Here is a 22,732-nt window from a genome sequence, read left to right as displayed (position 1 = left end):
AGAGGGAGGTTTTACAGGTGATAAAGCCTTAGGAGGTGTGGCAACCAAATATCAATGCTGTGTTCCTACGGTTATTTCGGGAGGAAAAGCATTATCAGTCTCTTCCACTTCTGACTTGCTTATTTCTATTTCAACAGCCTTCACATTTTCTTCCAAGTATTTTCTGCGTTTTGATATTGGGATGGGCACCAGATCTTCATCTTTTGCCAGTATCAGTTGCGCTAACGCCTTTGCCTGATGCCAGGCTGTTCAGTCTGTCAACGATGTCTAAGTTCTTCTGAAAATTTTTGCCTTTAAAATACGGGTTTTGCTTAACGTCTCTTTTTATTACTGTCCATTTCCTGCAGCCTGTCATCTGGGGAGCTTTGCGATGTAAATTTTAAATTATTCTACAATGGCAAAGATAATATCTAAGGAACCTCTGATAGAAGACGAAGATGTACAGGTTCTCCATGACTTCAACACAGCGGAAGAGGCACAGGCCTATCGTTCAAATACTTTGTTCTTGAATGATGTAGTGGTTGCTTTGAAACCATATCTGAAGGATACTCCTAAGGTAAGGGTATACATTGTAGTTCTATAGCCTATTAACGAAGCATTCAAACGAACATTGCAATGCAACGTACATTACCGCTTCGAGACATATATCAAAAATTGTAATCAATACAAAAATCAAATAATAGATTATGGTACAAGCGTTAATAGTAGGTGGTACAACTGGTATGGGCAAAGCCACTGCTGAGATTCTTTTAGAGAAAGGGCACGAGGTGGTAATATTAGCTAGAAACAGCGCAAACTTATCAGACGTTAAAAAAGAACTGGAAGGGAAAGGTAAGGTCAGGATCTATGGACTAGACTTAGCCGATATGGCAGAGGTAAAATCCTTTTGCGAGAAAATACCGAGCCAAATGCAGAACCTGAAATACCTGGTCAACGCAGCGGGGTATTTCAAGCCAAAATCATTCCTGGAGCATACCGAAGAGGATTATGACATTTACCACAACTTCAACAAGGCATTCTTTTTTATCACTCAATCGGCTGCAGAAGTAATGAAGTCCAATGGTGGCGGCTCTATTGTCAACATTGGCTCCATGTGGGCGAAGCAAGCCATAAAAGCGACACCGTCAAGTGCATACTCCATGGCAAAGGCAGGGTTGCACAGCCTCACACAGCATTTGGCCATGGAGCTTGCTGAATTTAACATTCGCGTGAATGCGGTGTCACCAGCCGTAGTGGTAACGCCTATTTATGGCTCGTTCATTGACAGCGATAAAATTGAGGAAACACTGCAGGGCTTCAATGCTTTCCATCCAATAGGAAGAGTGGGCAGGCCAGAGGACATCGCTAAAACCATAGCTTTTCTATTATCCGATGAAACCAGCTGGGTAACCGGTGCCATATGGGACATCGACGGAGGCGTTATGGCAGGACGAAACTAGCCAGGTGCTAAAAGAGTCTTCAATAGATGATGCCAATCAAGAAAGAACCAAAACGATGACGTCGATAGGCCGCAGGTGTAATGCTGGAAACGGCACAGCAGAGCGGTACTAATTGCCCGAGCGCGTTCTCAAGTGCCGAAAGCACAGGCCGAATGACGGCCCGCACACGGCCAGAAACCGTGGAAAGACAATGACGGCTACAGCGCGGGTATTCACCTCTTCCCATCCCGAACAGAGCAGTTAAACCCCGCCGCGCCGATGGTACTGGAGTCACATCTGGGAGAGTAGGCCGCCGCAAACCCCATAAACAAGATGCCCCATCTTCGAAAGAGGATGGGGCGTTCTTGGCTTTAAATCATAGGGGGTGACATAATCCCACAGTTCATTTACGAGGGTGATTATGACTCTTATTTGCAAAGGGCATTTTAACAGGCCTTACCTTCTTCTATTTACGATCTTCAATAAAGGGCAAGCTCAGATAGAGTACACTTGGTTTTAGTCAAGATGTGGCGAATATACAGAACCACGACAATCACTCATTCTTCAATTGTGCACGTTTCCCTACTTCATATCAAAGTATTGGCTTTAAAAAGAAATGTGGTTGTGAACCTCCTTTTTAAAACTTTCCGGCGTTTGGGATGTGTGCTGCTTGAAAAAACGGCTAAAGTAAGGGTACTCCTTAAACTCAAGCAGGTATGCTATCTCTTTAAGCGTATGGTGGCTGTTGCACAGCAGGCTAAGTATAGTCGTAAAAGGAAAAGGGCTAAATCTTGGAGCTATGCAGGGCAAAAAGGCTTTTAAGGATGAGAAGCAGCTGCACTTCTCGCTTTCGGCGCACGTGCCGGCGCACAACTTTTACCGACGGCTTAAGCAGCAGTTAAATCTGGACTTCCTCTACGGGCTTACCCGTAAGTGTTACGGCCAGTGCGGCCAGCAGTCCATCGACCCGGTGGTGTTCTTTAAGCTCTGCCTGGTGGGCTACCTGGAGAACATCACCTCTGAGAGTAGGCTCATCGAGCACTGCAGCCTGAGGCTGGACCTGCTCTACTTTCTGGGTTACCAGCTCGACGAGCCGCTGTCCTGGCACTCCACCCTCTCCCGCACCCGTCAGCTTTACCCGGAGGCCCTGTTCGAAGCCTTGTTTGACAGCGTGTTCACGCTTTGCGTGGAGAAGGGCTTGGTCTCGGGCAGCAGGCAGGCAATCGATTCGGCCCCCGTCAAGGCCAACGCCCCCATGGAGAGCCTGCTGCTGAAGCAGCCGAAAGAGTCCTTGCAGCAGCAGGTGGCAGACAGACAGCGGACGCTTCGTATAAACAGGAAACCGGCACAGCCTATCACCGCTCCCGCCCATCAGCTCAGGAAGCTGGAGAAGCACCAGGATAACCTGAAGAAGGCCCCAAAGGTGCTGGGAGCGAGCCACAAGAGGGCGCAGCTGCTGAGCAATAAGACGCACTACAGCCCGCACGACCCCGATGCCCGCATATCAGTAAAGCCCGGCAAGGCCAGGAAGCTCAACTATCACTGCAGCATGGCTGTCGATACAGCCAGAGGTGTCATCTCCCACATCCGTTCGGACTTCGCCGCGGCAGGGACAGTCAGCACCTGCCGTCCCTTGTCACGCAGGTGCAAAGCAGGTTGAAGGCAAATGCGCTGCTGATGCAGGACCTGCTGGCCGATGCGGGCTACTCCAACGGCTCCAATTATTACATGCTCGAGCAGCAGGGCATCACAGGGTGGATTCCTGTGTTCGGAAAGTACAAGCCCAAGATAGAGGGTTTTCCCTATGACAGGGAGAATGACCGCTACCTCTGCCCGATGGGCAAGCCGCTCCCTTTTATGGGTTTTGACCATACAATGGACGGCAGGCTGCTGAAAAACTACTGGGCGGGTCCCAGTGACTGCAGGCAGTGCCCGAACAAGCCCACCTGCGCCCCCAGGACCCGGTGCCGAAAAATTACCCGAACCGCCTATGACGGGCAGTACCAGCGGGCACACGCCAGGCAGAACAGCAGGCGGGGAAAGCAGATGAAAAAGCTTTGCCAGAGCACGGTGGAGCCAGTCTTTGGGAGCCTGGTGCAGCACTACGGCCTGCGCAAGATCAACGTGCTCGGAAAATCAGGTGCCCATAAAGTCATGCTCATGGCTGCCGCTGCATTCAACCTCAGAAAGTACATGAAGTTTAAGCCAACCAAAGCTGTAAGCATGGCCACGGCACTGGAAAAAGAGCGCCAACAGGATTTTAGAGGCAGTTTCTTAATATCTTCACTTCTCTTCCTCAACTGAAACTGATAAAACTTGAACTGAAAAGCTTTTTGGAGAGCTGAGAATCAGAAAAGACAACACTAGAAAATAGTTGTGCAACAGCCACGAGGGTTAAATGAGACGAATTGGGTGAGGGCCTATCATAAGAGAAATTATAAGACTTGGTTAAGATTCTTTAAATCAATTAATTGTGTATTATTTTATATTCAATAAGATCCTATAGGAAGCGTGCTATGAGCCAAAGGTATTTATTTTCTATTTATCCTTTGCTATTTCACATATGGGATTCAAGAAGCAGGTACTATTCAGATGAGTATACTATGATAAAATAGCTATCACACCTTATTAGATTCCGATTAGATCCCGAAAAAGATTACTGAAATGGAGCAGTCTCCTTATGCTTTGGTGGCTTGTGCTGGAAGAAAATAAATTTGGAACCAGCATATCGCTGATTCCAAATTTATCGATGATTCATAATAAGAAAGCCTACTCATTGAGCTCCTCCCAAAAGAGTAGTAGAAAACGTCTAGATATTCTCAGGCAGCAGGAGCGCGTCTTCGTAATTACCAAGTACAGGTGCTGAAGGCGCACCCTGTGTAACGGCTTCCACTAGCAACTTGCCACCCACGAACGCTCCTTTCCATGATTCACCCAGGCCTCCAAACACCTCTTCACGGTCGCCACGGGAGCGAAGTTTGTTGATGCCTACTTTGAAAGCCCGTACTTCCCTGGCAGTGTGCTGGGCCCACTTTACGTCGTCGGAGGCAATGGCGGCTACCAAGGCACCATTGGAGATGTTCATTTCTCCAACCAGCTCCTCTACACGGTCTACCAGCACAACAGAATCAATCGGTCCGAACGGCTCTTTAAAGTATAGCTCACTCTGGCGTGGCAGGTTTACAAGAGCTCTTGGTGCTCTATAAGCTGAGCGGTCCTGGTCTGGTAAGAAAAGGCTGTCGTCCAGTTTGCCTTCATAAAAAGGAGTAGCACCAGTTTTAAGTGCATCGGCATAAAGCCTGTCCAGGTCCTGAGCCTGACGGCTGTTGATCACAGGTCCGAAAGCCAGATCAGGCAGCTTGTCATCTGGGTTATCCACTAAGGTAGGGTTACCGATTCTGAGGTTGCGGATGGCATCCCAGTATGTTTCTAAGAATTGCGGGAACGAACGTCGCTCTACCACAAATCGCACGTAAGCGGTACACCGCTGCTTGCCGTAGTCATAACCTTTTTTGAGTTGCTCGCCTAGGCTGTTCCAGTCTGTGAAGTTCCATATCCCATAGGTGTTTACGCCCTCCATCTCCAGCATGTAACGCTTATGCACCGAAGCCAGGGCATCGGCAATGTTGCGCCCGTTATAGCGGCCACCTACAAAAGATAGGCAGTCGATGGCCTGGTCTTTTACCAACACATCACTTAGCTCTCCACCTGAACCGCTTACCAGCGTTACAGGTAAGCCACTGCGACGTGCAATAGCAAAGGCAAGGCTTAGCGAAATAAATCCACCTTCAGTAGGTGTTTTTGCCACGGCCACATTGCCGCTTAACACCTGCACCAGTACCGCATGCATGAGCACCGACATTGGGTAGTTCCAAGAAGCGATGTTAGAAACTACTCCCAGAGGCTGCCTGCTGCCGAGCATCTCCTCTATGTTGTCCACGTACCACTGCACCCCGTCAATACAGCGGTCTATGTCGGTAAAACCAAGCTTGTAGGTTTTGCCGATCTCCCACATTAAAAGCTTTCCGATAAGATCCACATGGCTGCGCAACTGATCCAGGCATTCCTGCACACGCCGCTTCCGCTCGTCTAGGTCTACACGGCCCCAGTCAGCAGCCTCGCGGTTGGCACCTTGTACAGCGCGTAGGGCAGTGATCCTATCCAGCATCGGCAGACTGCCTATTACGGAGCCATCGATAGGGGATATAAACTCTTTGGGAGAGCCTTTTTCCTGCCAGCGGCCCTCCATCAGGTTTAGGAAGTTGCCGTGCTGGTCAAATATTTCGGGAGCTACCTGCTTCACCTGGTGAAGCAGCTGGGTAAACTCAACCTGTGGGGAAATGATTTTTGCCATTAATTAACTTACGTTATGATATATGAGGAGAAGAAATGAAATCACTGTGCTGGAGACTCTCTTGGAGTTAAGTATAGAGTTAGTCGCTCTCTAAGTACATTTGATTTCATTGAATGGATAAGTAAAAGAATAAGCTAATGGAATATTTCTGCAGTTAATTAGCGAAACTCCCAAGCGTTCCAAAGTAAACAGGATAAGGCCGTGCTCCAGCAACTACCAGATTGTAAATCCTTCATCATCAGTTTGTAGTCGAAGGTGGAGCGGTGGTCAGAGCGGTTGGGGTAAGTGTTCAAGGGGTGGGCGCCAATCTTCATTACCTGTAAAGAAATGCCCAGATGATGGTTTAGGTACAGCAATCCTGCAGTTGGTTCGCCCAACTCATTCAAGACATACTGTCCGTCCAGCTATTCCTTTTCGGGTGTTGTGGTCGAAGCCCAAGGCTGTTGTAGATAATGAAATCGGCTCAGGATGGGATTAATATTTCTAGACGCAGCTAGTTGATCAGTAATTGCTCTTTGCTGCTGATGAATTTTTGTACCGCATCCTTAATGTCGATACCTGATCTGTCAGCCAATACAATCAGCCACCAAACATTCTCCCCCAATTTATGCTCTAATTCGTTTCGGGAATTCTCTTTTGGCCAGCGTTGCTGTTGCGACATGATGTTTCTACCTACCAAACTGGCATCGGTCAGATAGGCCAACGCGTCTTCTTCCACCGTCCATTCGCTTCCGTGGTGCTGTAACTCAAGTTCATGATATTTTGCCCGTATCTCCAATGAACGGCGGATGATTTCGTCTAAATTATGCTTGCTCATGTTTTTTCTTTTGGTTAAAGTATTAAATCTGCTTTTACAAAGGAGATCTTACCACCCTTGAATGTAAAATCAAGGGTTCCTCCTATTTTTCCCTCCGGAAACTTTCCTGTAAACTCTACTTCCAGGTGCGCATTTTCCTCATCTAAAACATCTAATTTGACCAATTTAGTCTGCGTCTGAAAGCCAATAAAATAACTGTCAAAATATTCTCCGATGCCGTTGTGTCCTGTGAATGTCGCTCCAACAGAAGGATCATCCAAAATGGCATCGGGCTGGTAGAAATCCAGGTATTCCTTTGTTTTGAAATCATTGCCGGCGGCAATCCAATCATTGATAAAAGTTTGTGTTTTCATTTCCGTTATCTCTTTAGCCACATAGGTTTTGCTTTTACAGCTTCTTTATGGACGGGGCAAGTTTCGGAATGCGCTCCTGGCAGATACCCGATACTCATCAAAAACTCGTTCACTATTTCACCGCCGGTAAACCGGAATGTTTTCTTAAACAGTTTTACCCATTCTTCCTTGGTTTTCGGATGGTGGTGTTCCAGCCATTTTCCGAAACTGCCGTATTCTTTTTGCAGTTCAAGGATTGACTTCGCGTTTTCTATGGCTGCATTCACTTTAAGTTTGTTACGGATAATCCCAGGGTCATTTAGCAGCCTTGCACGGTCTGTCTCGCTGTAGGCGGCAACCTTTTCGATATTGAAATCATCATAGGCTTTGCGGAAGCTTTTTTCTTTCTTCAGGATGGTTTCCCAGCTTAACCCTGCCTGGTTGATTTCCATCAGGAGGCGGCCGAACAGTTCGTTATCATCATGAATGGGAAATCCGTAATGGTTGTCATGGTAGTGTTGATGAAGGCTTCGGCTGGGGTCTTTCATCGTTGGGATATAACTGCAATAACTCATTTTATTGTTTTTATCTTTGATACAGCACAAAGTTGCTCCAAACTCTGAAGGATAAGTTCGCCGGAACGGAGAGTTTTGTTGCCGTTCTGACGAACTGTGCTGTCATTGCGAACTTTCGGTCCCGCCGCAGAATAAATGTAACCGAATTTTTTAGCTACTTCCTACCAGGGCAATACACCAGAGGGTCCGAAGAATCCGCCAGTTATTGACATATCATGTAGGAGAGCATAGCTGACTATTAATTGTGCTGCGCTTTCTGGAGTATCTGTACCTGTATTGTTATTCAGATCCGTCTTGATATGACCTGGTTCTATGCCCACCACCGGAATACCCAAAGGTTTTAACTCCTTGGCAAATGCAACCATAAAGGCATTCAATGCCGTTTTGGAACTGGAGTACCCACCGAAATTCACTTTTCCGTAGATGGTATTCTCATCACCCGAAAGCGCAAGCGAGCCGACAATACTGCTGACCATAATTATACTTGCCCTATCAGAGGCTTTCAGTAAAGGCAATACATTTTGGGTTACCCTGACAGGACCGAAGGTATTGACCTCAAATTGGTTTCGGATAGATGCCAGAGGTTCCTCACTTGGCAGAACCGATAAGTTCTGGGCATAGCCGGCATTGTTGATCAAAATATCCAGCTTGCCGATACGTTGCTGTAAATACGAAGCAGCTGAGCGTACACTTACATCATCCGAAACGTCAAGTTGCACCAGTTGAACATCCAGATTACGGGCTTTGAGTTGGTTCAAAGCTTCTTCTCCCTTCCCCATATCCCGTACACCCATCCAAACCTGGTATCCCTTTTCTGCAAACAATGTAGCCGTAGCCAAACCGATGCCTTTATTGGCACCGGTTACCAGTACAGTTTTATTATTACCCATTGTTTTCTATCGATTCAGGATCAATAGTACCCGGCATTGCGTGATGGGACAGGTCTCCGGCTAGGGTGATGATCAACTCGCGGACTGAAAAATGCCAGGTATCATTCGTTTGTTTGAAAATATCGTGGTAGCGCCCTACTGCGATAGGCTGCAGGGCAAGGCCGCGTTCTCTATCCTGCTGAAATATGGTTAGGTACGATACAGCGGTGGCTTCATTTTTCTCCTCCTGTATGTCCAGGACAATATTGGTGGTAATGTGTGCCGTCCGCAGCGTGCCATCCGGGTACACCTGGAGATTTTTTTTCAATTGGCTTGCCACCCCTTCCTTGCCTTCCATACTGCTGCCTGGGGATATGATTTTTCCATTTATGAACAATTCACCTACCTTTTCAAAATCTGCCTGATCCATATAATGGGTGTATTTCCCGATCAGGTTTAAAATTTGTTGTTCGCTACTCATAATATAATTTTATTTACAGTCTAGTTGGTTTGAGTTAATAAGACCAATTAGGTATGTATCTGGAATACCTGAAAGCAATCTTCTTCACCGAACTTCTGTTTTTGTAGCATCTGTTTTAGAAAAAGGCATTAAAAAACAGTCGGGATTGTTCCGCCGTCTATCACATAATTGGCGCCGGTGATGTAAGACGCTTTGGGTGAGGCCAAAAAGCCCACTAAATGCGCAATCTCCTCCGGTTGGGCCAACCGGTTCATGGGTACTCCCCCCAGGCCATCCATCACTAACTGAGCGGCTTCATCAGGACTTTTCCCAATGGAGGTGGCATAACTTTCTAAGAAAGTATCCATCGCCGTGGTTTTGACCATTCCAGGGGAAACGGTTATCACCCGAACACCATTGGGAGCTACTTCATTGGCCAGCGTTTTACTGTAGCAGTTCAGGGCTGCTTTAGTAACGCCGTAAGAGAAATTAGAGGCATAAAGCGGCAGTTTACCGTTGAGGGAGGATATATGGATAACCACTCCCGATTTCTGGGCAATCATGGAAGGAACAAGTGCCTTATCCAATTTAATAGCTGCCAAGAGGTTCAGCTGCAGGTCATTCTCCCAATCCTGGTCTGAGAGCACGCTGAAACCACCTGCCGGGGAAGAAGTCCCACCCACATTGTTGACCAGAATATCCAACCCGCCATATTGCTCGGTAATTATTTGGGCCAACTCTTCATTGTCCGAGCTCTTCGTCAGATCCGCAGCTATAAAATCATAGTTTATGACTTCTGTGGGTTTGCTCCGTGCCGAAACGATAACGGTAGCCCCCAAGGCTGCCAGCTCATCTGCGATGGCTTTTCCGATGCCCTTTGTTCCACCGGTAACCAAGGCTACCTTGCCTGATAATTCTTTTTCTGGGTTTTTCATTTTATAACATTGATTTAACTGAAACATTTGTTTCAGATTTGGTTAAAAAAATATGTTTATTTGATTGCCACTACCGGATCCCGCAGGATAGTTCGGAGATGTGCCTGGCTTTGTCCCTTTTCGAAATTTACCAAATGGATCTCGTGGTGCATGCCTGACTTTATCAATCCATTGGCCGTCGCAAATTCCTGCAATAGCGGAAGGGTTTCCAATTCTTCCGCAAAGGGTCCTGCGTGTAAGAGCTGCACACATTTTCAAGCCGTATAGGTAAAGCGCCCGAAATCCCTGGAAAAGGGATTCTCTGCTGAACGTTGGGCTATTTCTTGAATATCTTTGTCTGAAACATACTCCGGAATGCGGATGGCTATCCGGTAATGAAGCTGTTCCAGGTCCACAGTGGTATAGAATTCACCGATGTCCACGAAACCCGTTTGCTCTTCATCAAACCAATAGAAGATTTCCACTACCTGGCTTATAAACGCCTGCTCCGTTCCACCGTATTTTTTTTGCAACTGGGAAACAAAGTCTTTTATTGCTTTTTTCTTCCCGTAGAAAGCGGCCGTTCCAGGGCTTCCTTCTCCGAGAATGGAAACATAGCTTACCTCAGGGATTTCTACTACCTCTGGTGATTCACCCGCAGTATAGTAGCTGCTGTATTACTGCTGTAGGTCTATGGGGTTCATAATTATAAAACGTTTGTTTCAAAAAAGGTAAAAAAATTATTGGCTTAGCTGCTCAATCAGGAACTGCGCCGTTTTCTTGATTCTTGTTTTGTCCCGGTGGATGATAAAGGACTCGTGCCAGCCTGTAAAATGATTGATGATATAGTCTGTCAGCATTTCCGCATCCTGACTTACCTTGATTTCCTTCTTCTCAATAGCTTTATTAACCAATCCGATCAACAGCTGATAGGTAAACTCACTATCGGCCCTGATAATCTTCTGAACTTCCGCATCACCGGTGGCTACTTCAAAGGTGGTCTTAATGGCCAGGCAACTGTTAGGTTCATTAGTAATCGTGTAAACGGAAGCGTTGATATACTTTTCAATCGCTTTCAGCGGAGACGTGATCTGCTGCAACTGCTTTTTGGCGGCATCCATCCGTGATTCCGTGTAGTGTTTGATGGACTTCACGAAGAGCTGGTGCTTGTCGCCGATGGTATTGTACAAGCTGCTACTGTTGATACCCATCGCCTCGGTAAGATCTCGCATGGTCGTACCATTATAGCCCTTTTTCCAAAAGACGTCCATTGCCTTGGAAATAGCCAGTTGCTCATCAAATTCTACGTTTCGTGCCATAATACAAGGCAAAGGTAAACAAATTTTTGAAACAATCATTTCAGAATTCGAATTTTTATTCATTTACCTGTATCCGTTTCTTTATCCGGCTCAAAGATGGATGCTTGATGCCCAGAAATGACGCGATATGAAAAGAGGCGACACGCTGGACAATGTTTGGGTGTTCTTTCAACAGGTTCAGATAACGTTGCTCGTGGGTGAGGAACAATAAGTCTTCTGCACGTCCCTGCGACTGATTGAAAAAATGCTCTGCCAGAATTCTGCCGAAGCGTTCCCAAGGTTTGTGGTTCAGGTACAGGTTTTGCAAATCCTGATATGGAACATACAGGATTTCAGCATCTTCCAACGCCTCGATGTAATAATTGCAGGGATGCTGGTAGATGAAGCTCCGGAACGAAACGATAAATTGCCCTTCTGAAAAAAAGAAGATATTCTTTTCCTCGTCCGCTTCCTGATCATAGTAGTACACCCGGAAGATTCCTTTGATGACAATGCCTAGATCTTTGCAGACTACATTTTGCTTATTGTAGAAATTTCCTCTGGGAATATCCCTTTTCTGCCAAAAAGGAAGGCTAACGGAGATTTCCTCCTCCGTTAGCCTTGCGAACGGCGTTACTATATTTTGCAAAAGTTTTACGCTATCACTTTCCATTTTTAACTGTTTAGGTATTCCAGCGTTTTGTCCACGTGGGCATTCCCGTTCAGAAAGCCACGGTATTTGAATACGACTTTCCCGCTTTCATCCACCACAAAGGTTTCCCTTCCTGTCAGGAACAGTACGTTTTTAATCCCGAAGGATTTCAACACCCTGTTGTCCGGGTCGCTCAGTAAGGTGAAATTCAGTTTATGGTGTGCAGCAAAATTTCTGTGGCTCTCTACACTGCCTGAATTGATTCCGATTACGATCGCACCTTTGTCTTCGAAGAATTTATAGCTATCCCGGAACGCGCATGCTTCTTTGGTACAAACCCCGCTTTCATCTTTCGGATAAAAGTAGATGATTAATTTTTTACCGAGGAAGTGCTGGATGTTAAAATCCATACCGTTCTGATCCTGTAGCGTAAATGCTGGGATTTTATCGCCTACATCTAACGTTGTTTTGGTTCTATTTCCCATCGTTCAGTCTTTTGCAATTTGCTGAAGGATAGAAGTCAGTTCATTCGGCTTTGACACAAACGGACTATGTCCCGTCTGAATGGTGAAGGTTTTTGTTACGCCTGCCTCTGTTGCCATTTGTTGCTGGAACGGATAGCTTATAGCATTGTCCATGGTGGTGAACACATAATATTTTATTCCTGCAGAATTATAATTTTCCAGCGTATACTTCAATGGTGTTGCCAAAGGAGCGACAGGTTCTGCTTTGTAATGACTTAGCACATACTGCTTTTGCTCTTCAGTTCCGTCTTGAATGAACACCCTGGGGAAATTTACCTCCGGATCCACTAGGCCAGCCAATGTATGGTCTGGATTGAATTCCAGTACCGGCCCTAACAGTGAGCCCGGATCCATTCCAGCATAATCCAAAACACTTTTCCCATTTTGCGGAATGAATCCGGCTACATACACCAGCTTTGTGATTTTCGCTGGCATTTCTGAGGCTACTTGCGTGATTACGGCACCGCCCAAACTGTGCCCCACAAGTATGACGGGTTTATCGAATGAAGTGATAGCTTCCTTTACCTGATTGGCATAGCCAGTAAAGCTAAGCCCGCTAACCGGTGTATTATCGTCACCGTGGCCTTTGAGATTTACGACGGTAACATCGTACCCATCTGCCACCAGGTTATCTTTGATTTGTTCCCAGGCAAAAGAAGCCTGCCAAGCACCGTGTACCAGTACCACGGGAGTTCTTTCCGCTACCAGAACCGCATCGTCATCATCAGAGCAGGAAGCAAATGCTATCATGCTAACCAACACTAAACTCAAAACTGAAAAGAGCTTTGTTAGTTTTTTTGTTTTGTTTTTAACTACATCCATTTTTATGTTTTTTATTACAGAACAAAGGTCCACAGAATCAAACTCGCAATTTTTCACTTAAGTTAATTTCGGAGAACTTCTTTTGGATTATCATACCTAAGTGTTTTTGGAAGAATTAGAAACCAGAAGAAGATCTGCTACTTCATGAACATAATCAAACCATAATTTGAAAAGGAATGCTGTTTTTGAGCAGGCAAAGTGCATTTACCCATCTATTTCCGATAGTATGAAAGACAGATAGGTTTTCCGCTATCCTTCCATGCAATAAACAATTAAAGAAAGCCATTCCATGTGGGATCCGTTTCTCGGTCGATTACCATGATATGTAGCCGAAACCAGGAGCATAAGAAAGCTTATGCTATCTAATTCAATAAGTTTTTTTTATAATCCAATGGCGATAATGCCGTCTTGCTCTTGAAGAGTTTATTGAATGATTGCGGATGCTCGAAACCAAGCTGGTAAGCTATCTCGGCAACCGTTAACTCGTCTTTGGCCAGATATTCCTTAGCCTTGTGAATGACTTTTTCATGGATGTATTGCTGGGTGTTCTGCCCTATCAGGTTACGCAGCAAATCACTCAGATACCGTGGTGTAAGATGTAATTGTTCCGCTACAGAATGAACAGATGGCAAACCGTCTATCAATGATTTGTCATCGTTGAAATAATCCTCCAGCAATGCCTCTAATTTACTCAGAATATCATTGTTCACCGCTTTCCTGGTTATGAACTGACGGTCGTAGAAACGGTGAGCATAGTTAAGCAATAACTCAATCTGGGAAATAATCACATCCTGGCTGAATTTGTCGACCCTTTCACTTAACTCGTCCTGAATAAAGCGATAGACACTCAAAATAGTCGCCTTTTCTTTTTCAGATAGATAGAGCGCCTCTGCTGCGGAATAACTAAAAAAACCGTATTGTTTGATGATGGTATTCAAAGGATATGCCCGTAGAAAATCCGGGTGGATGTGTAAGGTCATCCCGTCGTAATCGGCTTCTTCCTCCTGCATGCGCAGTAGTTGTCCGGGAGCGATAAAAGACATCCCGCCTTCTTCGAAATCATAATAGCCCTGCCCGTATTTAAGCCTTCCCGAGAAGCTGGTCTTGAAGGATACTTTATAGAAATTCAGGATAATACCCTGTTCGTAGTCTTTAGGATCAAAATGGGCCTCTCCATAGTTCAAGATGCTGATTAGCGGGTGGCTAGGAGCCGGTTGGCCCATTGCTTTATGGAGCTGGGACAGAGAATTGAATACGACTGGCTGCTTTTTCATTTGGAAAAAAATTAAAATTCCTGTCCTTTCTATTTTTGTACGGACAGGAATTTAGTTGAATTAAAATACAAATTGAGATTTAATCTTGTGCACCTGCGCTTCAGGTCCGCTTTCCAATCGCTCTGTGTATAAGGCAATCGCATCTTTCCCGGCAACATATCTCAACTGATTTTTACCATCGGTTGCCGCATTGAAAATAACCTGTGCTACTTCTTCGGCTTTGGTATATGCTGCCACCTGCTCGGCGCTGTACCCTTCACTTACTTTGGCTGTCAACTTTTGATAGGCATCGTGCATTCCACCTTGCAAAGAACGTCCGGCAAAATCGGTTTGCATTCCACCCGGAGCCACTACCTTTACCTGAATACCAAACTGGGCAAGTTCATAAGCCAGTCCCTCGGAAAAGCCGTCTACGCCGAATTTGGAAGCACTATAAACGGAACAGGTAGGGAAGCTCAATAATCCGAAAGAGGAAGTTACATTGATAAAAGTGCCGCTTTTCTTTTCCCTGAAGTAAGATAAGAATGCCCTGGATACATGGATGACTCCAAATAAGTTGGTTTGGATCTGCGTTTCAATCTGCTCATCTGTAAATGCCTCCAATGGCCCCACTAAACCGTACCCGGCGTTATTCAATACCACATCAACATCGTGATTTTCCAGCACCTTAGCTATGGTTTCTCTGATTTGTTTTGGTTTGGTCACATCCAAAGGCAGCAGCACGATGCTGTCCAGTTGCGAAAGCTCGGTTTCCTTTTCGGGGTTACGCATGGTAGCAATCACCTTCCAGCCTTTTGAATGGAATAATCTGGCTGTAGCTTTTCCTAATCCTGCGGATGCTCCTGTAATAAAAATTGTCTTTTGCATATCTATCTTGTTTTAATTGTATAATGCAAAGTTCAATAAACCTTCCGTTTCCGGATTAACCGAAACGGTGGAAATAGTAGCCTGAATAACCGTGTGTAAGGTGAAAGATACTGTAAAAGCTTACTCTGCTAAGAGGTTTGATAAGGAAGAATAGACTTAACACATGGAAGCATCAAAGGGCAACCGTATGACTTAACCGGTTCGATTTATGGTTAACCAGGATGTCATCGATAATCGATTGGTTGAAAGCCGTTTGCTTGGTGCTTACGACCGAATCAACCGAGAAAGCATGCAAGGCTTCCTCCACCGATAAGGTGCCCTCAGCGGAATCCTTGCGGCCATTGAAGGAAAAGGTATCCGGGCTACGCTGGCACTGGCTGTTGATGTTGATGCGGCCTACCTGCCCAGCCAGTAAATCAATCAGCAAACCGATTTCCTCACTGTCCCGGCTGAAAATGCTGACCTGCTGCCCGAAGGAAGACTCCGTGATATAATCGACGGGTATCTGAACATCATCGAACGGCACGATGGGTATGATCGGCCCGAACTGCTCCTCCCGGTAGAGCTTCATGGCTTCATTTACCGGGTATACAATAGCAGGTTTCATCAAAGATTTATATACCGTCCCCCCACCGGATGCGGCATTCAGGATAGTAGCCCCATGCCGGGCGGCATCTTCCAAGCACTCCTGTAAATACTTTGGCTTCTCCGGTTCCGCCAGCGGAGTGATCGCCACCCCTGCCGTCCAAGGCATCCCGATCGCCAGCTTATCTACCTCTTCCACCAAACGCTTGTTGAAACGGTCGACGATGTCAGTGTGCACAAACAGGATTTTCAACGCCGTACACCGCTGCCCGTTAAAGGCAAGGGCCCCGGAAATACACTCTTTGACAGTCAGGTCCAGTTCGGCATCATCCATGACAATAGCCGCATTCTTGGCATCCAGGCCCAACACCGACTTCAGGCGGTTGGATTTAGGGTGCATCTTTTTGAGGCTGTCGGCTACTTTACTCGAGCCGATCAAAGCCAGAACATCGACTTTGCCGGATTGCATCAAGAAGGGAACCGTATCACGCCCCCGGCCATACACGGTATTTACAACGCCCTTCGGAAAGGCCTCCCAAAAAGCCTCCAGCAAAGGCTCGAACAGGAGCGTACCGTGTTTCGGCGGTTTGAACAAAATGGTGTTCCCCATGATCAGCGCCGGAATAAGCGTGGTAAACGTCTCGTTCAGCGGGTAATTGAATGGCCCCATGCACAAGACCACCCCATAAGGCAATTTTTTGGTTTGGCCGATGAAGTTTTGCTGTACCTGGAAAGCAGACGTTGAGTTATTCAGTTTCTTCGCCGCTCTTACCGTGTCCTGTATGTATTCGATTGTCCGGTCGAACTCCTTCTCTGCATCGGCGGAGCTTTTGCCGATCTCCCACATGATCAGATTCACTATCTCATCTTTGCGCTGGACCATTTTCCTGGTAAAGACATCCAGGCACCTGATCCTTTTTTGCACCGGCATGGAAGGCCATGGGCCCCGCCCGCCGTTGTAGGCCTTTACCGCCGCGTTCAACGCTAATTCGGCCTCTTTGCTTGTTGCCAGCGGGTAGCTCCCGATCAGCATTTGTGATTCCTCTGCCGATGAATTATCGGTGTTTCTAAGATAAATAGGGGAAAACACCTGGTGTACTGGCCCGTTCCAATCTTCCAGCTCCCCGTCGATCAATATACGGCGCTGGTGAATCGGCCTTTTTATTCTGTTCTCGGCCGGAATTAAATCCGGATGAATGATCAACCGCTTTAGTTTATTCTCTGATTCCATAACAATACAATGGTTTTAAAGTGACTTATTCTGTTTCGGAGTACCTAACATGGATTGGATGGCACTACCCCTGCAGGAAGCGGGTCATCCCCGAAGAATGGGTAAAAAGTAGCATCTGTTTTCCCCTCCTGAATTCAACAGCCTTTAGTAGAAGGGTGAGTGGACAATCAGGTATTGCTGATTATCAATCCCTGCTCCTTTCAGTTATAATCAAAGTAGGTAAAGCAGATATTTCGCAAATCTCCGTATACCTGGCACAGTTTGCTGGCATTTATACCTTTTTCCTGATTTCTAAAGGGCACCTGTGTAACTGCATCTAGTAAGTCATCCGTCAAAAGGGCATATGAATGGCTATCAATGGAATTTTTAAGAAGCCGGTGGGACTCAATGACAGCCCTTCCGTATAGTTTCTCAAAGCCCCCCACCCTGTATTCAGAAACCTCTCCGTAATGCGCGATTAGTTTCAAGGATAATTTTGAATCATGGTGAAACAGATCGGTGAATTCGGCCACTTTCTCTTTGAAGTGGAATAGCATCTGTTCATATTGCCTTAAAATATCAGAGCCGGAAGGAGGCGGTCCGATTCTATAGAAAAGAACCGCGTCTCCCTCGATCTCCGATACCTTCAGGCCCAGAATGTTATTCTCCAGAATGGACGACAGCAACTCCGTGATGATAAGTTTTCCTTCTGCCATGTCGGTTGAGTTGACAAAACGGGTAAAACCACTAATATCTGGCATCACAATCAATCCTTTCGATGGTGTGTTGGTATATCGTCCAGGGACCCGTAGGTTGTTGAACGATGTTGATTGTTTTTCAAGTGTCTTTAACATTCCGTTCCTATTAAATGGTTTTACTGCCGTACCCTACTTACACCTCGTTTGCAGGCACATAGATTCCCAGGGTTTCCGGATGAATCTATGGATAGCTGTTAGATGTAAATTTCGGCTTGATTTAAAATCAAGGAGTATCCAAATAAGGGATTGTTGTATCCAAAATGCTTATCAATACCTCTTACCTGATTTCACCTGAAACTAGGTAAGGGCTTTTCATGCAGTCACGTCCTTTATAGGATAAACGGAATCTGTTTCACTACCTTCGACTCAGGCTGTCTCTCTTTCCTTTTAAAAGTCGATGATGTGTGTATCTGGAATGTCACTGATGATTGACTCCCCGAAAGCAGAGGCCGGGGATTGGAAACCTGTTTTGAAATCGCCCATTAAGATCCTGTTCGCTACTGCCACTACAGAAAGAGAGGTCAGGGTGTACCCGGAAGGGGCGTCCACTACCGAATAAGCCTTTCCGCCATCTTCACCGGTAACTTCCGCAGCAAGCCTGGTTCTGCCTGCCGCCCGTTCCTCCGAATCCGGGCCGTCCGGCAGGGCATCTATATCCGCCAGGTCCGCCATGCCGGACGCAGGTAACTTAAGCTGAAAGTATTCTTCGATGTTTGGAATGCCGGTTGATTTGTAGGAAAGGATTATGCCGCCTAACGGGGTTGGCAGACATTCCTCCTCCCCGTCGCCAAAGTCGAACAGTTTGGTCTGCGCATCAGCCACTTGCTTGATTTTACCGTCTTCCCTTACCAGGATGCCTAAATCCGCGATATGACGACTACTCTTGACCGAACCGCGGGAGAAGCCCCCGTAATGCCTGAATGCCACAGATACTCTATGGGGGTTCTTGACGCGGCTGGCGGTGTGCAGCACCAGTGCATCATAGCTCACGAACATACCTGCACCGGAGATAAGCATGATCCCGGCTTGCTTAGCCTGCTCATCCAACGATTCGGCAAGTTGGTAGGTGGGGAGTTCCGCACTGATATCCAGGTGGTGAACACCGCTGTCAAGGCAGGCTTTCATCGCATATTCCGCCGTGTTCTCAAAAGGGCCGGCTGCGTTGATCAGGCAGAAAGTGTCTTTCAGTGCCGCTTTCCATCCGGCAGCGTCATCTACCGGGAAGGTGTGGTAAGCAACCCCGAGCTCCTTCGCCAAGGGTTCTATCGTATTGCCAGACCTGCCTGCGATTTCGAAGGGTAGTCCCAGTTCTTTTGCTCGTTCGCATACTAATCGTCCGGTATAGCCGGCAGCTCCGTATATCAGTAGTTTGTTTTTTGATGTATCCATGGGTTGATTCTTTAATATGAATGCCTTATTTAGACAGTGGGGTTTGAACCTCCGTCAATGATGTAGTTTGCCCCAGACAGGTAAGATGCCCTTGGTGAAACCAGGAAACCTACTATTTCGGCTACGTCTTCAGGGCTTGCCATCCTGCCCAAAGGAATACCGCCGAGGGAATTCATGACATTCTGTGTGCTCTCCTCTATAGTGATACCGGCACCATCTGCCAATGATTGCAGGTAACCGTCCATGGTTTCGGTTTTGACCATGCCAGGTGATACGGTCATCACGCGAATGCCTTTTGGGGTGACTTCCTTTGAAAGGCTTTTACTGTAGTTGATCAAAGCCGCCTTTGCCACTGCATAAGCGCCTAAAGACTCCCACATAGGCAAAACGCCGGTTAAGGAAGAAATATGGATGATCACTCCGCTTTTCTTTTCCAGCATAGTCGGCAGGATAGCCCTGTCGATACGTACCGGAGCCAGCAGGTTCAGGTGCAGGTCGTTTTCCCAGTGCTCGTCTGTCAGCACACTGAAGCCACCTGATGGGCTGCTGGAGCCGCCCATGTTGTTGATCAAAATATCCACTGCCCCGAATTTTTCCAGAACGCCAGTGATAACAGGAGTTGTTTCTTCTGCTATTGCCAGGTCTGCTTTGATAAATGGTGTCCGTATTCGTTATCTGCCGGTTCATTCCTTGCAGTGATGATTACTGTAGCGCCTGCTTGGGCCAATCTGTCGGCGATGGCTTTTCCTATTCCTTTGGTACCGCCTGTAACCAAAGCAATTTTGCCTGCCAACTCCGGGATGATCTGTTCCTTGTTTTCCATGATGATTCGTTTTATTTTGAATCGTTTGTTTTAGAATTTCCGAAAAAAATTTAACCTTGGGGTGAAATTTTTATTGATACTTAAGCATGAAGCTGTTTAGATTTTTTGAACATGCTGAGTAGAAGCAACTATTTACTGCCTCTTCTGTCGCTATTTCTTTGGAAACCCTAAACAGCTTCCTTGTTTGAATTTTGTCTTTGTGCTGTAAACGGCCCTAGCCAGAACCCAAAACTTTCAAGCTCTTATAGTCTCATAACTGATGCAATGCTTTTCTTATCTTGGAAGAATAAATTTGAATGCGCCTATACAGATTCTCTTCATAGTAGCGTCCCTATAGTTCTTGCTCCAAAACACCTCCATCGGCTTACGGATCGCTACCTCATCGTTGAATTCAACGTTTCTTGCCACAGCTGCTGCAAAGATATGCATATTTCTGAAACGTTTGTTTTAAAATAAAGATATATTTTTCCTCTGTCATTATGGATACACCATTTACCGAACCGGCAACTTGCCCCTCCCGGCGGCTCCGGATCTTTGCATCAGACATTTAAAGAAAGAAACCATGCAAACAATCTTCATTACAGGCGCCTCTTCCGGCTTAGGGAAAGCCGCCGCTGAATTATTCCATGCCAATGGCTGGAGGGTGATCGCCACGATGCGGAACCCGGAAAAGGAAACGGAGCTAAACCAGCTGGAAAGGGTAACCTTGTTGCCCTTGGATGTAACCAGAGCTGAACAGGTACGGGAAACGGTCGGGCAAGCCATGGCAATGGGCGTCGACGTGGTGCTGAACAATGCCGGCTATGGGCTTGTCGGCGGATTTGAGGCCTACACGGAGGAGCAGATCACCAGGCAACTCGACACCAACCTGCTCGGTGTGTTCCGCGTGGCCCAGCCCTTTGTGACCTATTTCAGGGAACACCACAGGAAAGGGCTGTTCCTGACTGTCACCTCTGCCGCCGGGATTGCCGCAAATCCCCTGGCCTCCATCTACAGCGCAACGAAATTCGCCTTGGAAGGATGGAGTGAAGCCATGAACTACGAGGCCAACCAGTTCGGGATCTACTTCAAGACCATCGCCCCGGGAGCGATGAACACAGACTATGTCGGGCGCTCCCTGTCCTTTGCGGCGCATGATGCCTACATGCCGCTATGGAACAAGATGATCTCAGGGTTCGAGGACGGAAGCACCAACGTCATCTTCTCGGACCCGGCAGAGATCGCGGAGGTCATATACGAAGCGGCAACAGACGACAAGTCGCAGCGTCGCTATCTGGCGGGCCCGGACGCCATTGCCCTGTCCGAGACCCGACAGCACCTCGGTATCGAAGCGCACAGCGAACAGATACAGGGACTTTATAAAATAATCTAAGATGGAAAGAGGAAATCTGAACGGGAAAGTGGCCGGACATCAGGCAGACTGAGGAGCCAAAGTTAGCTCGGGCGCGCATCGCCTGAGCTAACTTGATGGTGTTAAAAAGTCATATCAGTACCTCACGAGGGCAGGCGACAGCCTTTGCCACCGATGTCACCCACCGTGAATCGGTGGAGGCTCATCTGGCACACCACGGATACATGTGGGAAAGTGGGTATGATGGTCAACAACGTAGGGCATCTTGCTGATTATTGGCGGTACTTTCCCGATCGGCTCAACTCTGACATGGAGTTCCCAACTTCCTGCTTATGCAGGCAGGCGTAGGTATGCCAGTTGAAAGCACTACGTCATACGTGGCCTTAAAGTAGCATTATTCCAGAATAGCTTAAGCAGGTAAATTAAGCTGGTAATTATTAAGTCATAAGATATGGAAACGAACAATAAATCAGCAGAAACACCGCAGGGCGTGGTAACGGAGAAACCCCCAAAAGAAGGAAAAAAAGAAAAGGAAAAGGAAGATAGGCCTACTAAAGGCATTGAAACCTTGTTCCGGGTCACGTCAAACAATAGCCAGCAGCTAAGCAATCAGGCAGACGCGAAGGCCAATATATTGATTACCGTTAACTCCATCATTATCTCTGTTTTGCTGGGCACCATTATCAAAGGCATGGAAAGTAACAGCTACCTCATTATTCCCTCGCTTATGCTCTTGGTGGTTTGTTTGATTACCATTGTCTTTTCCATTCTATCTACCAGACCGCATGTTCCCAAAGGCATATACACGCAGTGCGAAATCGATGCTAAAAAGGCAAACCTATTGTTCTTCGGAAATTTTTACCGCATGTCTTTTGATGTATATGCTGAAGATATGCTTCAGTTGATGGATGATAGGGACTTTTTGTACCGAAGCCTCATCCGGGACGTCTTCAGCCAGGGTAGGGTATTGGGTAAAAAATATAAGCTGCTGAAAATCGCCTATGATGTCTTTATGTTTTGCTTGATTATCTCAGTTATCGCTTTTGTTATTGCATCTACGTTGCTTTCAAGCAATTACTACATTTAGGATTATGTGCTTCTTTGTAACTGACCGCAACTACACAGCACTGTGTCTAGTTCTTGTCTAATCCTAAGATAGGTTGACAGCAACCGTCTCAAAAAAAACCTAAGTTTAGGACGTAAAAGAGGATTTCACCCGAAATGTCTTGCTGATCATAATATAGCTTATCGGCTCATAAGCTCACTTATGTTAGGTATAATTAGCAAGAACTAATAAAGATGTCAATCCTTTTATTGAAGAGTGTAGAAAAGTTAAAAGCCCTGAAACAATAAGATTTCAAAACTTCATAGAAGGCTATAAACCGAACATTCATTAAGGTGAAATAAGGGAAATCCTTGAATAAACAGAGAGCTACTTGA

The 22,732-nt window shown here is 46.4% G+C and carries 28 protein-coding genes and 1 rRNA gene; 8 read left to right on the top strand and 21 right to left on the bottom strand.

The window, feature by feature from the left end; genetic code table 11:
- The 6 genes from LN893_RS18685 to LN893_RS18660 all read left to right on the top strand — a co-directional run.
- The coding region (locus LN893_RS18685) for a hypothetical protein (protein ID WP_229972758.1) at window positions 1-238 on the top strand (238 nt) is incomplete at its 5' end.
- A gap of 156 nt (window positions 239-394) precedes the next feature.
- Window positions 395-583: a hypothetical protein gene (locus LN893_RS18680; RefSeq protein ID WP_229972756.1), complete on the top strand. Its 189-nt coding sequence runs from the start codon at window positions 395-397 to the stop codon at window positions 581-583.
- Between the two features lie 103 nt (window positions 584-686).
- A complete protein-coding gene (locus tag LN893_RS18675; protein ID WP_229972754.1) occupies window positions 687-1,439 on the top strand; it encodes an SDR family NAD(P)-dependent oxidoreductase in 753 nt (250 codons plus the stop codon).
- Between the two features lie 189 nt (window positions 1,440-1,628).
- A 5S ribosomal RNA gene (rrf, locus tag LN893_RS18670) occupies window positions 1,629-1,740 on the top strand.
- A gap of 477 nt (window positions 1,741-2,217) precedes the next feature.
- Window positions 2,218-3,078 carry a transposase gene (locus tag LN893_RS18665; RefSeq protein ID WP_229972752.1) on the top strand — a complete coding sequence of 287 codons (861 nt, stop codon included), beginning with the start codon at window positions 2,218-2,220 and terminating at the stop codon, window positions 3,076-3,078.
- Complete coding sequence (locus tag LN893_RS18660; RefSeq protein WP_229972750.1) at window positions 3,063-3,722, top strand: transposase; 660 nt, start codon at window positions 3,063-3,065, stop codon at window positions 3,720-3,722. Before LN893_RS18665 ends, LN893_RS18660 begins: the two co-directional genes overlap by 16 nt.
- Before the next feature lie 505 nt (window positions 3,723-4,227).
- Here the strand turns inward: LN893_RS18660 and LN893_RS18655 are convergent.
- The 21 genes from LN893_RS18655 to LN893_RS20865 form a co-directional block, all read right to left on the bottom strand.
- Entirely contained in the window at window positions 4,228-5,772 is a 1,545-nt protein-coding gene (locus LN893_RS18655) for an aldehyde dehydrogenase family protein (RefSeq protein WP_229972748.1), read from the bottom strand.
- Window positions 5,773-5,930: 158 nt separating this feature from the next.
- Window positions 5,931-6,149 (bottom strand): hypothetical protein, encoded by a 219-nt coding sequence (locus LN893_RS18650; RefSeq protein WP_229972747.1) that lies wholly within the window; start codon window positions 6,147-6,149, stop codon window positions 5,931-5,933.
- A gap of 116 nt (window positions 6,150-6,265) precedes the next feature.
- Entirely contained in the window at window positions 6,266-6,589 is a 324-nt protein-coding gene (locus tag LN893_RS18645; RefSeq protein WP_229972745.1) for a nucleoside triphosphate pyrophosphohydrolase family protein, read from the bottom strand.
- Between the two features lie 14 nt (window positions 6,590-6,603).
- Window positions 6,604-6,963: a nuclear transport factor 2 family protein gene (locus LN893_RS18640; RefSeq protein ID WP_229972743.1), complete on the bottom strand. Its 360-nt coding sequence runs from the start codon at window positions 6,961-6,963 to the stop codon at window positions 6,604-6,606.
- Window positions 6,948-7,469: a DNA-3-methyladenine glycosylase I gene (locus LN893_RS18635; RefSeq protein ID WP_229972741.1), complete on the bottom strand. Its 522-nt coding sequence runs from the start codon at window positions 7,467-7,469 to the stop codon at window positions 6,948-6,950. The genes LN893_RS18640 and LN893_RS18635 overlap by 16 nt, the downstream gene beginning before the upstream one ends.
- Before the next feature lie 188 nt (window positions 7,470-7,657).
- Window positions 7,658-8,386: an SDR family NAD(P)-dependent oxidoreductase gene (locus tag LN893_RS18630; protein WP_229972739.1), complete on the bottom strand. Its 729-nt coding sequence runs from the start codon at window positions 8,384-8,386 to the stop codon at window positions 7,658-7,660.
- The gene (locus tag LN893_RS18625; RefSeq protein ID WP_229972737.1) at window positions 8,379-8,846 is read right to left on the bottom strand and encodes a nuclear transport factor 2 family protein; all 468 of its coding nucleotides are present in this window, start codon (window positions 8,844-8,846) and stop codon (window positions 8,379-8,381) included. The genes LN893_RS18630 and LN893_RS18625 overlap by 8 nt, the downstream gene beginning before the upstream one ends.
- A 128-nt stretch (window positions 8,847-8,974) precedes the next feature.
- Window positions 8,975-9,760: an SDR family oxidoreductase gene (locus LN893_RS18620; RefSeq protein WP_229972735.1), complete on the bottom strand. Its 786-nt coding sequence runs from the start codon at window positions 9,758-9,760 to the stop codon at window positions 8,975-8,977.
- Between the two features lie 56 nt (window positions 9,761-9,816).
- Window positions 9,817-10,008: a hypothetical protein gene (locus LN893_RS18615; protein WP_229972733.1), complete on the bottom strand. Its 192-nt coding sequence runs from the start codon at window positions 10,006-10,008 to the stop codon at window positions 9,817-9,819.
- 6 nt (window positions 10,009-10,014) lie between these two features.
- On the bottom strand, window positions 10,015-10,272 hold the full coding sequence (locus tag LN893_RS18610; RefSeq protein ID WP_229972731.1) for a hypothetical protein: 258 nt from the start codon (window positions 10,270-10,272) through the stop codon (window positions 10,015-10,017).
- Window positions 10,273-10,479: 207 nt separating this feature from the next.
- A complete protein-coding gene (locus LN893_RS18605; protein WP_229972729.1) occupies window positions 10,480-11,058 on the bottom strand; it encodes a TetR/AcrR family transcriptional regulator in 579 nt (192 codons plus the stop codon).
- 55 nt (window positions 11,059-11,113) lie between these two features.
- Entirely contained in the window at window positions 11,114-11,710 is a 597-nt protein-coding gene (locus LN893_RS18600) for a Crp/Fnr family transcriptional regulator (RefSeq protein WP_229972726.1), read from the bottom strand.
- A 2-nt stretch (window positions 11,711-11,712) separates the two neighbouring features.
- Window positions 11,713-12,174 carry a peroxiredoxin gene (locus LN893_RS18595; protein ID WP_229972724.1) on the bottom strand — a complete coding sequence of 154 codons (462 nt, stop codon included), beginning with the start codon at window positions 12,172-12,174 and terminating at the stop codon, window positions 11,713-11,715.
- A gap of 3 nt (window positions 12,175-12,177) precedes the next feature.
- Window positions 12,178-12,963 (bottom strand): alpha/beta hydrolase, encoded by a 786-nt coding sequence (locus tag LN893_RS18590; protein WP_229972722.1) that lies wholly within the window; start codon window positions 12,961-12,963, stop codon window positions 12,178-12,180.
- Between the two features lie 434 nt (window positions 12,964-13,397).
- On the bottom strand, window positions 13,398-14,309 hold the full coding sequence (locus LN893_RS18585; protein WP_229972720.1) for a helix-turn-helix domain-containing protein: 912 nt from the start codon (window positions 14,307-14,309) through the stop codon (window positions 13,398-13,400).
- Window positions 14,310-14,369: 60 nt separating this feature from the next.
- Window positions 14,370-15,176 carry an SDR family oxidoreductase gene (locus tag LN893_RS18580; protein WP_229972719.1) on the bottom strand — a complete coding sequence of 269 codons (807 nt, stop codon included), beginning with the start codon at window positions 15,174-15,176 and terminating at the stop codon, window positions 14,370-14,372.
- A 172-nt stretch (window positions 15,177-15,348) separates the two neighbouring features.
- Window positions 15,349-16,992, bottom strand: a complete 1,644-nt coding sequence (locus LN893_RS18575; RefSeq protein WP_229972717.1) for an NADP-dependent glyceraldehyde-3-phosphate dehydrogenase — start codon at window positions 16,990-16,992, stop codon at window positions 15,349-15,351.
- A 200-nt stretch (window positions 16,993-17,192) separates the two neighbouring features.
- The gene (locus LN893_RS18570) at window positions 17,193-17,825 is read right to left on the bottom strand and encodes a DUF2652 domain-containing protein (RefSeq protein ID WP_229972715.1); all 633 of its coding nucleotides are present in this window, start codon (window positions 17,823-17,825) and stop codon (window positions 17,193-17,195) included.
- A gap of 291 nt (window positions 17,826-18,116) precedes the next feature.
- Window positions 18,117-19,118 carry a saccharopine dehydrogenase family protein gene (locus LN893_RS18565; RefSeq protein WP_229972713.1) on the bottom strand — a complete coding sequence of 334 codons (1,002 nt, stop codon included), beginning with the start codon at window positions 19,116-19,118 and terminating at the stop codon, window positions 18,117-18,119.
- A 29-nt stretch (window positions 19,119-19,147) separates the two neighbouring features.
- A complete protein-coding gene (locus LN893_RS18560; protein WP_369427704.1) occupies window positions 19,148-19,729 on the bottom strand; it encodes an oxidoreductase in 582 nt (193 codons plus the stop codon).
- A 20-nt stretch (window positions 19,730-19,749) separates the two neighbouring features.
- Complete coding sequence (locus LN893_RS20865; protein ID WP_369427703.1) at window positions 19,750-19,941, bottom strand: SDR family NAD(P)-dependent oxidoreductase; 192 nt, start codon at window positions 19,939-19,941, stop codon at window positions 19,750-19,752.
- 562 nt (window positions 19,942-20,503) lie between these two features.
- Between LN893_RS20865 and LN893_RS18555 the strand changes: the two genes are divergently transcribed.
- Both LN893_RS18555 and LN893_RS18550 read left to right on the top strand, forming a co-directional pair.
- Window positions 20,504-21,313, top strand: a complete 810-nt coding sequence (locus tag LN893_RS18555; RefSeq protein ID WP_229972711.1) for an SDR family NAD(P)-dependent oxidoreductase — start codon at window positions 20,504-20,506, stop codon at window positions 21,311-21,313.
- A 430-nt stretch (window positions 21,314-21,743) separates the two neighbouring features.
- Window positions 21,744-22,379, top strand: coding sequence for a Pycsar system effector family protein (locus LN893_RS18550; RefSeq protein ID WP_229972709.1), 636 nt, complete (start codon window positions 21,744-21,746; stop codon window positions 22,377-22,379).
- Window positions 22,380-22,732 lie beyond the last annotated feature (353 nt).

This window comes from Pontibacter harenae, from assembly GCF_020907245.1.
Taxonomy (GTDB): Bacteria; Bacteroidota; Bacteroidia; order Cytophagales; family Hymenobacteraceae; genus Pontibacter; species Pontibacter harenae.
Note: the sequence above shows the minus strand (reverse complement) of the source record. Positions and strands in the feature narration are given on the sequence as shown.